We start from the raw sequence: 10,756 nt of genomic DNA on the forward strand, positions 1-10,756 counted from the left end.
GCCGCCGACACCGATGGTGCCGATGGCGGCGCCGGCAACCCCACCGACCCCGCCGGCGCGCTGATCGACGCGGCGACGTTCGCAAAGATGAAGGCGCTAGCGCTCCAGCCGCAGGCGTACCTGGACAACAACGACGCCACCGCGTTCTTCGAGGCGACAGGGGACCTGCTGCTGCCGGGCCCGACACTGACCAACGTGAACGATATCAGGGTGATCCTGGTGGAGTGAGAGAGTTTCTCCCGTCATTCCGGGGCACGCGCAAGCGTGAACCCGGAATCTCGGGATTCCGGGTTCGATGCTTACGCATCGCCCGGAATGACTGCCTTAAAACTCGCTGGCGACCTTCGAGAGCATCGCGATGAGGGCTTCGCGGTTGGCCTGGCCGAGCAAGTCGTTCAACCGGGCCTCATGCTTGGTCGCGACGAGCTTCTTGGCGCGGGCCAGCACGGCCTTGCCCTTGTCGGTCAGCACCAGGATGTGCGAGCGGCGGTCGTTGGTGGAGCGGATCCGCGCGCAAAGGTCGCGGCTCTCGAGATTATCGAGCAGCGCCACGAAGTTAGGCCTGAGGATGCCGAGGGTGGAGGCGATCTCGGTCTGGTTACGGCCGGGATTCTTCTCGACCAGCAGCAGGACGGAGAATTGCGCCGGCGTCAGCTGGAGCGAGGCCATGCAGCGCAGGAAGTTCTCGAACACCTTGAGCTGCGCCCGCTTCAGCACGTAGCCGAGCTGTTCGGAGAGATCGCCGAGTTGGAGCGCCTCCGGTTGCGCCTCGGCCACGTCCTTGCGGCCCTTGGCCGTCTCGGGGGGCTTTTCAGAGGACTTTTCAGCGGCTTTGGAAACGGTCATCGCCTCGTGCTCGTAATCGCGTTAAATTCGGGACAGGCCGTCCGTCCCGCCCTTGATGTTATATTTGATAATTGTTATGGACCATATCAAATATCGCATGCGTTTTTCAATGGCTGTGAGCGGACCGTCCACCGCAATCGAGGGGACCGTCCGCAATCTTTAGGGGGAGCGTCCGGTCTTGAATACCACCATCATGCTGTTCCTGGTGCAGGACGGCATCACCAATGGCGCGATCTATGCGCTGCTCGGCCTGGCGCTGGTGCTGGTGTTCGCCGTTACCCGGGTGATCCTCATTCCCCAGGGCGAATTCGTCACCTACGGCGCGCTGACCTATGCCTCGCTGGCGGCGGGCCAGATGCCGGGCACGGCAAAGCTCGCAATGGCACTGGGCATCGGCGCCTTCGCCTTCGACCTGTTCGTGGCGCGCAAGGCGCTGCACGGGCGGCTGATCCTGCGCAGCGCTGCCACCAACATCGTGCTGCCGGCCATCGTGCTGGCGCTGACTATGTATTTCGCCGCTCAGAAGCCGCCGGTCGCGGTCAGCATCGCGCTGTCGCTGGTGATCGTGGCGATGATCGGCCTCTATCTCTACCGCGTCGCATTCCAGCCGCTGGCGCACACCTCCGTGCTGGTGCTGCTGATCGCCTCGGTGGGCGTCCACCTCGCGCTGCAGGGACTGGGCCTCCTGTTCTTCGGTGCCGAAGGTCAGCGCGGACCAGCCGTGCTGTCCGGCGCCTTCACCGCCGGCGCGCTGCGCTTCACCGGCCAGAGCCTCACCGTCTACGGCATCACCGTCGCCTTCATCGTCGGGCTCTGGCTGTTCTTCGGCCTGACGCTCTACGGCAAGGCGCTGCGCGCGACCGCGGTGAACCGGCTGGGGGCGCGACTCGTGGGCATCCGCACCACATTATCGGGACAGATCGCCTTCCTGCTGGCATCCGTCATCGGCGCGCTGTCGGGCATCATGATCGTGCCGATCACGACGCTCTACTATGACAGCGGCTTCCTGATCGGCCTGAAGGGCTTCGTCGCCGCGATCATCGGCGGCCTCGTCAGCTACCCCTTGACCGCCGTCGCGGCGCTGGTCGTCGGCCTCGTCGAGGCGTTCTCGTCCTTCTATGCCTCCAACTACAAGGAGGTGATCGTTTTCATGTTGCTGATCCCCGTGCTGCTGCTGCGCTCGCTCGCCGCGCCGGCGGTCGAGGAAGAGAAGGACTGACGCCAAGATGCAGAGCCGGCTTCCCATCATCGCCTTCGCAGCTCTCATGGCGGCGATCCCGTTCATCCCGGGGATGCCCCCGTTCTGGATCGTGCTGCTCGACAATATCGGTCTCGCCGCCCTGGTCGCGATGGGCCTCGTGCTGCTGACCGGCGTCGGCGGCCTGACCTCGTTCGGACAGGCGGCTTTCGTCGGCTTCGGCGCCTACACCACCGCGGTGCTGTCGACGGCCTACGGCCTGTCGCCCTGGCTGACGCTGCCGCTGTCGCTGGTCGTCAGCGGTTCGCTGGCGGTGCTGCTCGGGCTGATCACCGTCCGCCTCTCCGGCCATTATCTGCCGCTCGGCACCCTCGCCTGGGGGCTCGGGCTGTTCTATCTGTTCAGCAAGCTGGAATTCCTCGGGAGAAACGACGGCATCTCGGCAATCCCGCCGCTCTCGATCGGCACGTTCAAGATGCTCTCGCCCGGCTCGATCTATTACGCGATCTGGGTCGCCGTGATCGTGTCGGCGCTGCTGACGATGAACCTGCTGGATTCCCGCACCGGCCGCGCCATCCGCGCGCTGCGCCGCGGCCATGTCGCAGCCGAAGCGTTCGGCGTGCACACGCCGCGCGCCAAATTGCTGGTGTTCATCCATGCCGCGGTCCTGGCCGGCCTCTCGGGATGGCTCTACGCGCATCTTCAGCGCGCGGTGAACCCGACACCGTTCGGCGCCCAGGCCGGCATCGAATATCTCTTCATCGCGGTGGTCGGCGGCGCCGGCTATGTCTGGGGCGGCGTCCTGGGCGCGGCGATCGTCGTGGTCCTGAAAGAGGTGCTGCAAAGCTATTTGCCGCTGATCCTGCCCGGATCCGGACAGGTCGAGACCATCGTGTTCGGCATCATGCTGGTGGCCCTGTTGCAACTCGCCCCCGGCGGCCTCTGGCCGTGGCTGATGTCGTTCCTGCCGGAATCTACCGGTGGCAAGAAGCCCGACACCTCCCTGAAGCTGGAGCAGCGCACCCGCTCGCCCGGCCAGTCCAGCGTCCTGCTCCAGGTCGACAAGGCGCGAAAGCAGTTTGGTGGCGTCGTCGCCGTCAACAACGTCTCCTTCGACGTCCAGGCCCGCGAGATCGTCGCGCTCATCGGCCCGAACGGCGCCGGCAAGAGCACGACCTTCAACCTCATCACCGGCGTGCTGTCGGCCACCTCAGGCTCGATCTCGGTGCTGGGCAGGAAAGTCGACAAGGCGCCGCCGCAGGAGATCGTCAAGCTCGGCATCTCCCGCACATTCCAGCACGTCAAGCTGGTGCCTGACATGACCGTGCTGGAAAACGTCGCGATCGGCGCGCATCTGCGCGGCCATTCGGGGCCGATCGCCTCGATGCTGCGGCTCGACCGCGCCGATGAAGCCAAGCTTCTCGCTGAGGCCGCCCGCCAGATCGAGCGTGTCGGCCTCACTGAGCAGATGCACCACCTCGCGGGCAGCCTCTCGCTTGGCCAGCAGCGCATCGTCGAGATCGCCCGCGCGCTCTGCGTCGATCCGATGCTGCTGCTGCTCGACGAGCCGGCCGCCGGCCTGCGCCATATGGAAAAGCAGCAGCTCGCCACCCTGCTCCGTGAATTGCGCGACGGCGGCATGAGCGTGCTGCTGGTCGAGCACGACATGGGCTTCGTTATGAACCTCGCCGACCGCATCGTGGTGCTCGATTTCGGCACCAAGATCGCCGAGGGCACCCCCGCCACGATCAAGACCAACCCTGAAGTGATCAAGGCCTATCTCGGAGTGGCGGCATGAGCACGCTGTTGTCCGTCACCGACGCACATGTCGCCTATGGCAAGGTCGAGGCGGTGCGCTCGGTCTCGCTCGAGGTCGGCGACAACCAGATCGTCACCATCGTCGGCGCCAACGGCGCCGGCAAGACCACGCTGCTTTCCGCCATCATGGGCGTCCTGCCACTGAAGGGCCGCGTCACCTTTGCGGGACAGGATCTCGCCCGGCTCGACATCGAGGACCGCGTCGCGATGGGCCTCGGCCTTGTTCCCGAGCACCGCGAATTGTTCGTGACCATGAATGTCGAGGACAATCTCGAGTTAGGAGCCTTTCGCATCGAGCGAAGCAAGGCGAAAGCCTCGATGGAGCGCGTCTACACGCTGTTCCCGCGGCTGAAGGAGCGCCGCAAGCAGCTCGCCGGCACGCTCTCCGGCGGCGAGCAGCAGATGCTGGCGATGGGCCGGGCGCTGATGGGAGAGCCGAAGCTCCTGATGCTGGACGAGCCGAGCCTCGGCCTCGCCCCGATCATCGTCGCCGACATCTTCCGCATCGTCACCGAGCTGCGCGCCAGCGGCGTCTCCGTCCTGCTGGTCGAGCAGAACGCGCAGGCCGCGCTGAAGATCGCGGACCAGGCCTATGTCATGGAGCTCGGTGAGTTCGTGCTCAGCGGCAAGGCCAGCGACATCGCGGCGAACGAACGCGTCGCGGCCAGCTATCTCGGCTTCCAGCACGAAGGTGAGAGCGTGATCTGATTTCGCGGTCGCTGGCGCCGCAATGGCGATGCCCCTCCCTTCTCCCCTTGTGGGAGAAGGTGGCGCGAAGCGCCGGATGAGGGGTTCTCTCCACACGTGACACCTCTCGTGAGGAGAGAACCCCTCACCCGGCTCGCCGCTTCGCGGCGATCCACCCTCTCGCACAAGGGGCGAGGGTGCACCGAGCGTGTGGCTCGGAGATCAACCAGCCGCCTTCAGCGCTGCGACCTCCGCCTCCAACTCCGCAATCCTCGCATCCCTCATCGCCAGCGCCGTGGCAACGTCACCCGCATCGAACTTCTGTGGGATGTGTTGCGGGCAGTTGGTGTCCCATGCCGCGATCTTGAACAGGATCACCTGCTCGGGCCGGGCACGATAGCCCTTCGGCATCAGCGACGTCGTCAGTGCCTCGTCGTCCTCGATGACGCGCGCCTCGCCCCAGATCTTCACGCGGCGGCGGTGGGCGTAGTCCATCACGAAGATGTAGGCCTTGGGATTGTCCGAGAGGTTACCCTGGGTGATGAACTGCTGGTTGCCGGCGTAGTCGGCGAAGGCCAGCGTCTGCTTGTCCAGCACCTTGAGAAAGCCCTTGGGCCCGCCGCGGTGCTGGATATAGGGCTGGCCGTCCGCTGAAGCGGTGGCGAAATAGAAGCTGTTGGCGTCGGCGAGGAAGGCTTCGAGGTTGTCGTCGACCTCGGTGCGCCAGCCGCGCTGCTCGCTGCGCGCATAAGCCTCGCGCGAACCCTTGCGCGCCTGGATCACCTTCACCGCGGGCGAGAAGGCGACGTCGCTGGCATAAGTCTGTACGGCCGTCATCGGAACATCTCCTGGAATTCCGGCGCATTGCTGCGTCTTTCACGTCCCAAAATGGAGCTTTCGGCGGGTAAAACAATCGATCTGCTTGACACTTCATCGTTGCAATATATGCAATAATGCCCATGGACCGTCTCGAAGCCATGCACGTCTTCGTCACCGTCGCCGATCTGCGCGGCTTTGCGCCGGCGGCGCGCAAGCTGCGACTGTCGCCCTCGGCGGTGACGCGGCTGATCGCGGCGCTGGAGGAGCATCTCGGCGCGCGGCTGCTGCAGCGGACCACGCGGCAGGTGAGATTGACCGATGTCGGCACGCGCTATCTGGAACGCGCAAGGCGCATCCTCGCCGATGTCGAGGAGGCCGATGGCTCTGCGCGGGAGGAGCGCAACCGGCCGAGCGGACGGCTCGTGGTATCGGCGCCGGTCGGCTTCGGCCGTCTGCATGTCGGGCCGGTCATGACCGCCTATCTCAAGCGCTATCCCGAGGTCGCCTGCGAATTGCGGCTCTCCGACCATCTCGTCAACCTCGTGGAGGACGCCGTCGACGCCGCGGTGCGGATCGGCCATCTCGCCGATTCCTCGCTGGTGGCGCGCCAGGTCGGCCAGATGAGGCGGATCGTTGTGGCCTCGCCCGACTATCTCAAGCGCCACGGCGAACCCAAGACGCCGGAAGCCCTTCCCGCACATCAGACTATCCAGTTCGGCCCCTGGTCCGAATGGCGCTTCCTGCGCGACGGCCGCGACATCGAGGTGACGCCGTCTCCCCGTTTCATCAGCAACAGCGCCGACGCGGCGCTGCAATATGCCGAGGCCGGCGGCGGCGTGACGCGCGTGCTGGCCTATCAGGCCGCCGACGGCCTGAAGCGCGGACGGCTCAAAATCGTGCTCGCGGCATACGAACAGCCGGTGCTTCCGATCCACATCGTCTATCCGACCTCGCGCCTGCTCTCGGCCAAGGTGCGCGCGTTCGTCGATCTCGTGGTGGAGACGGCGCAGTGGCGGTTTGGGTAGCACTCGTGCCCCGGACGCATCGCAGCACGCAGTGATGCGATGCAGAGCCGGGGCCCAGAAGGCGGCAGGGCTCCATGTCGAGACATGGGTCCCGGCTCTGCGCAGCAGCGTTACACGCTGCAGCGCGTCCGGGACACGGAGAGAGTGGAGCTACCCCTTCTTCGGCACCACCCGGAACGTGCCGCTGGCCCGCGCGATCACGGCGTCGTCGGCCCTCACCAGGCACTGCGCGAAACAGATCGTATTGCCGGTCTTGATCGCCTCGCCCTCGACCGCGAGCCATTGGCCGATCTCGGCCGCGCCGACATAGTCGACCGACAGCGAGATCGTGACGAACGAGGTGGTCCAGCCCGTGGCCTGGGCGCAGCTATAGCCCATGGCGGCATCGGCCAGCGCCGCAATCAGCCCGCCATGGATGAGCCCGCGCGCGTTGGTGTGCGGCGTCGCCAGCCGCAATCCCACGGTGACGCCCTTGTCGGTCTTCTTCGAATAGAGCGGCTCCCAGGGATCGGTGAGCGGGGCTTTGCGGAAATGCGACTCGAAGCCGGCGGGGATGTCGGGGGTGATCATGGCTGTCTCGCGTTGCAGGGGTGCCGGCATTGAACGCGAACGAAGTGATGAATGCATCACCTACAAAGCTTTAAACGGGATTTGTGCGGGCGTTTGAAACGTGCGGCGCCACAACAACGGTCCCCTAGGGTGGGCAAAGGCGCAAAGCGCCGTGCCCACGATCTCTCGATGATCGAGAGAGCTGGTGGGCACGCTGCGCTTTGCCCACCCTACGGCACCAACGTCGCCACCCTCAAAACGGCAGCCCCACGTAATTCTCCGACAGCGATGTCATCGCGGCCTGCGACTGCGTGACGTAGTCGAGCTCGGCGAGCTGGATGCGGGCGCCGATCGTGCCGGTGTCGGGGAATTTGTGCAGCATCGAGGTCATCCACCAGGAGAAACGCACGGCCTTCCAGACCCGCGCCAGCGCCGTGACGGAATAGGCGTCGATCGCGGCGCTCGATTTCTCGTCGTAGAACTCGCGCAAGGCGCTCGACAGATAATGCGCGTCGCTGGCCGCAAGGTTCAGCCCCTTGGCGCCGGTCGGCGGCACGATGTGGGCGGCATCGCCGCACAAGAACATCCGGCCGAAGCGTATCGGCTCGGCGACGAAGCTGCGCAGGGGCGCGATGCTCTTCTCGATCGATGGGCCCGTGACGAGACTGTCGGCCGCCTCCTGGTCGAGCCGGCGCTTCAGTTCGTCCCAGAAGCGGTCGTCGGGCCATTGGTCGACATGGTCATCGAGCGCGCACTGCACATAGTAGCGGCTGCGTCTGGTCGAGCGCATGGTGCAAAGCGCAAAGCCGCGCGCATGGTTGGAATAGATCAGCTCATGGCTGACCGGCGGCGTATCGGACAAAATGCCGAGCCAGCCGAACGGATAGATCCGCTCGAACTCCTCGATCGCCGTGGCCGGAACGCTGGCGCGGCTGACGCCGTGAAAACCGTCGCAGCCGGCAATGAAGTCGCAATCGATCGTATGGGTAACGCCGTCCTTGACGTAGGTTACGCGCGGGTGACTGCCGTCGAAATCATGCGGCTGCACGTCGCTGGCCTCGTAGACCGAGACGAGACCGGCGGCCTTGCGCGCGTTCATCAGGTCGAGCGTGACCTCGGTCTGGCCGTAAATCATCACCGTCTTGCCTGTCGCGGCCTTCATGTCGATGCGGTGTCGGCGGCCGGAAAAGGCGAGCTCGATGCCCTCGTGCAGCAGGCCTTCGGCATGCGCCCGCGCGCCGGCACCGACCTGGTCGAGCAGCGCGACGGTTCCCTCCTCCAGCAGGCCGGCGCGAATGCGGCCGAGCACATAGTCCGGGCTCTGCCGCTCCAGAATGATATTGTCGATGCCGTAAGCGTGCAGCAGTTGCCCAAGCAACAATCCGGCCGGTCCGGCCCCGATGATTGCGACTTTTGTCCGCAATACTTGCTCCTTCCGATCCTGTAGGCTTCCGCACGGCCCGCTTGTCGCGCCAGCCCGCAGACGATAATTATATCATATAACGTTTGGACAAAAGGGGAGCGGTCGTCGCCCGCAGCGACAAATCCATGCAACATCGCTGACGTAGACGGCGCGACAAGGCGCGCGCCAGTTCCGGCTTGAACGCGCCGGCCAATTAGATAACATGTTAATTAACGAGACCGGGCCATCGAAGCCCGCCGTCGAAAAGGGAGAGACGCGTGATGAGAAAAGCCTGCCTGGCATTGCTGCTGGCCGCGAGCGTGACGCCTGCCTTGGCGCAGGACAAGACCTTCGATTTGAAGATCTCGCACTGGGTGCCGGCCTCGCATCCCCTGCAGAAGTCGCTGGAAGACTGGGCTGCGGCGGTCGAGAAGGACTCCGGCGGCACCATCAAGGGCAAGGTGTTTCCAGCCCAGCAGCTCGGCAAGGCGTTCGACCATTACGACATGGCACGCGACGGCATCGCCGACGTCACCTACGTCAATCCCGGCTACCAGCCCGGCCGTTTCCCGATCGTCGGCGCCGGCGAGCTGCCGTTCCTGATCTCCGACGCCAAGGGCGGCTCGATGGGGCTGGACGCCTGGTATCGCAAATATGCCGAGAAGGAGATGAAGGACGTCAAATACTGCCTCGCCTTCGTCCACTCGCCCTCCTCCTTCCATTCCAAAACCAAGAAGATCGTCAGCCCTGAGGACGTGAAGGGCATGAAGATCCGCCCTGCGCACGCCACCATGGCGAATTTCGTCACCTCGCTCGGCGGCACCAACGTGCAGTCTTCGGCGCCGGAAGTGCGCGACATCATCGAGCGCGGCGTCGCCGACGGCGTCACCTTCCCCTGGGGCTCCCTGGTGCTGTTCGGCATCGACAAGGTGACCAAGTACGACATGGAGGCGCCGCTCTACACCACGACATTCGTGTTCGTGATCAACAAGGACAAGTACAATGCGATGTCCGACAAGCAGAAGGCCGCGATCGACAAGAATTGCTCGGTCGAAATGGCGGGCGCGGTCGGCGAGCACTGGGGCAAGTTCGAGGATGCCGGCATCGACAAGGTGAAGGCGGAATCCGGCCACGAGGTCTACAAGCTGACACCCGAACAGACCGCCGCATGGAAGAAGGCCGCCGAGCCGCTGGTGAAGACCTGGAGTGAGGGCGCCAAGAAGGCCGGCGCCGATCCCGACGCGGCGCTCGCGGATCTCAAGGCGTCGCTGAAGAAGTACAACGCGCTGGCGGAGTAGCCCAGCAGCGGCCGCGTACTCGCTGCACCTCTCCCGCTTGCGGGAGAGGTCGGCGCGCCCGGTCGATGCGAAGCATCGTCCCGCGCGCCGGGTGAGGGCTCTCTCCTCTTCGGGGTCCTCGGTTGCGGAAATACCCTCTCCCCAACCCTCCCCCGCAAGCGGGAGAGGGAGCGCAGCTTTCATCGCGGACACACCTCGCACTCGCCTGAAGGACTCTTTCCCATGAAGCGCTCCTGGATGGATCGCGTGATCGACACGATCGAATGGATCGCAGCCGGATTCGTCGGCATCGTCGCGCTCGACATCTTCCTGTCGGTGCTGCTGCGCAACACGCTGAACTACTCGATCCCCGACAGCTTCGACATCGGCCGCATGCTGCTCGGCATTCTCATCTTCTGGGGCATCGCGGCGACCTCCTATCGCGGCACCCACATCACGGTCGATCTGGTCTGGGGCAATGTCGGGCCGCGCCATCAACGCTGGATCGACGTGTTCGCAACCCTGGTTCTGCTGTTCGTCGTGACCGTGCAGACCTGGACGCTGTTCGACAAGGTGCGCGGCACCTACAATGACAACGTCCAGACCTTCGACATGCACATGCCGACCTGGCCGTTCTTCGCGGCCGCCTGGATCGGCGACGTCTGCGCCGTGCTGCTGATCGCGATCCGCACCTACCGGCTGATCTTCCATCCCGAAGAGATGCATGACCCCAAATTGAAGGCGACGGAGTAATCATGAGCACCGATGCCGTCGCCGTAATCGGCTTCGTTTCCCTGTTCGTCCTGATGCTGCTGCGCGTGCCCGTCGGCATGGCCATGGGCCTCGTCGGCGTCTCCGGCTTCGCCTACCTCGTCAACGGGAATGCGGCGCTGAAGCTGGTCGGCCAGACCTCGATGCGCACAGTCACCGACTACACCTTCGGCGTCATCCCGATGTTCCTGCTGATGGGCTCCTTCGTCTCCAATTCCGGCATGAGCCGCGAGCTGTTCCGCGCGGCCAACGGCTTCGTCGGCCATTTGCGCGGCGGGCTCGGCATCGCGACCACCTCCGCGTTTTCAGCGATCTGCTGATAGGAGCCTTCGGCGATGACCTCGCCACGTCGCAACACCGTGAT

At 64.9% G+C, this 10,756-nt stretch carries 11 protein-coding genes and 1 pseudogene; 8 read left to right on the forward strand and 4 right to left on the reverse strand.

Features of this window, described 5'->3' with window-relative positions:
* Window positions 1–228: MOFRL family protein (locus MOV75_RS14265; RefSeq protein WP_309486941.1), on the forward strand; the 228-nt coding region annotated here is incomplete at its 5' end.
* A 96-nt stretch (window positions 229–324) separates the two neighbouring features.
* Here MOV75_RS14265 and MOV75_RS14270 read toward each other — a convergent pair.
* A complete protein-coding gene (locus MOV75_RS14270; RefSeq protein ID WP_246930306.1) occupies window positions 325–846 on the reverse strand; it encodes a MarR family winged helix-turn-helix transcriptional regulator in 522 nt (173 codons plus the stop codon).
* Between the two features lie 178 nt (window positions 847–1,024).
* On the opposite strand from MOV75_RS14270, the gene MOV75_RS14275 reads away from it, so the two are divergent.
* Genes MOV75_RS14275 through MOV75_RS14285 form a run of 3 tightly spaced genes read left to right on the forward strand, consistent with a single transcriptional unit; the run spans window position 1,025 to window position 4,570 of the window.
* Complete coding sequence (locus MOV75_RS14275) at window positions 1,025–2,065, forward strand: branched-chain amino acid ABC transporter permease (RefSeq protein WP_246930307.1); 1,041 nt, start codon at window positions 1,025–1,027, stop codon at window positions 2,063–2,065.
* A 7-nt stretch (window positions 2,066–2,072) separates the two neighbouring features.
* A complete protein-coding gene (locus MOV75_RS14280) occupies window positions 2,073–3,842 on the forward strand; it encodes an ATP-binding cassette domain-containing protein (protein ID WP_246930316.1) in 1,770 nt (589 codons plus the stop codon).
* Window positions 3,839–4,570 carry an ABC transporter ATP-binding protein gene (locus tag MOV75_RS14285; protein WP_246930318.1) on the forward strand — a complete coding sequence of 244 codons (732 nt, stop codon included), beginning with the start codon at window positions 3,839–3,841 and terminating at the stop codon, window positions 4,568–4,570. The genes MOV75_RS14280 and MOV75_RS14285 overlap by 4 nt, the downstream gene beginning before the upstream one ends.
* Before the next feature lie 201 nt (window positions 4,571–4,771).
* On the opposite strand, the gene MOV75_RS14290 is transcribed toward MOV75_RS14285, so the two are convergent.
* The gene (locus MOV75_RS14290) at window positions 4,772–5,386 is read right to left on the reverse strand and encodes a pyridoxamine 5'-phosphate oxidase family protein (RefSeq protein ID WP_246930320.1); all 615 of its coding nucleotides are present in this window, start codon (window positions 5,384–5,386) and stop codon (window positions 4,772–4,774) included.
* Window positions 5,387–5,508: 122 nt separating this feature from the next.
* Between MOV75_RS14290 and MOV75_RS14295 the strand changes: the two genes are divergently transcribed.
* Window positions 5,509–6,393, forward strand: a complete 885-nt coding sequence (locus MOV75_RS14295; protein WP_247006030.1) for a LysR family transcriptional regulator — start codon at window positions 5,509–5,511, stop codon at window positions 6,391–6,393.
* Window positions 6,394–6,543: 150 nt separating this feature from the next.
* On the opposite strand, the gene MOV75_RS14300 is transcribed toward MOV75_RS14295, so the two are convergent.
* Together MOV75_RS14300 and pobA are read right to left on the reverse strand one after the other, a co-directional pair.
* Window positions 6,544–6,963 (reverse strand): PaaI family thioesterase, encoded by a 420-nt coding sequence (locus MOV75_RS14300; RefSeq protein WP_246930647.1) that lies wholly within the window; start codon window positions 6,961–6,963, stop codon window positions 6,544–6,546.
* A 232-nt stretch (window positions 6,964–7,195) separates the two neighbouring features.
* Window positions 7,196–8,365, reverse strand: a complete 1,170-nt coding sequence (gene pobA, locus MOV75_RS14305) for a 4-hydroxybenzoate 3-monooxygenase (protein WP_246930645.1) — start codon at window positions 8,363–8,365, stop codon at window positions 7,196–7,198.
* A gap of 260 nt (window positions 8,366–8,625) precedes the next feature.
* Here pobA and MOV75_RS14310 point away from each other — a divergent pair, with 260 nt between their 5' ends.
* The 3 genes and pseudogenes from MOV75_RS14310 to MOV75_RS14320 all read left to right on the forward strand — a co-directional run.
* Window positions 8,626–9,642 (forward strand): TRAP transporter substrate-binding protein, encoded by a 1,017-nt coding sequence (locus tag MOV75_RS14310; RefSeq protein ID WP_246930643.1) that lies wholly within the window; start codon window positions 8,626–8,628, stop codon window positions 9,640–9,642.
* Window positions 9,643–9,864: 222 nt separating this feature from the next.
* Window positions 9,865–10,374, forward strand: a complete 510-nt coding sequence (locus tag MOV75_RS14315) for a TRAP transporter small permease (protein WP_246930641.1) — start codon at window positions 9,865–9,867, stop codon at window positions 10,372–10,374.
* A gap of 2 nt (window positions 10,375–10,376) precedes the next feature.
* Window positions 10,377–10,709 (forward strand): annotated as a pseudogene (locus tag MOV75_RS14320) (TRAP transporter large permease subunit); the annotation flags it as partial.
* Window positions 10,710–10,756 lie beyond the last annotated feature (47 nt).

It is taken from the genome of Bradyrhizobium sp. PRIMUS42 (assembly GCF_023006515.1).
Classification (GTDB): Bacteria; Pseudomonadota; Alphaproteobacteria; order Rhizobiales; family Xanthobacteraceae; genus Bradyrhizobium.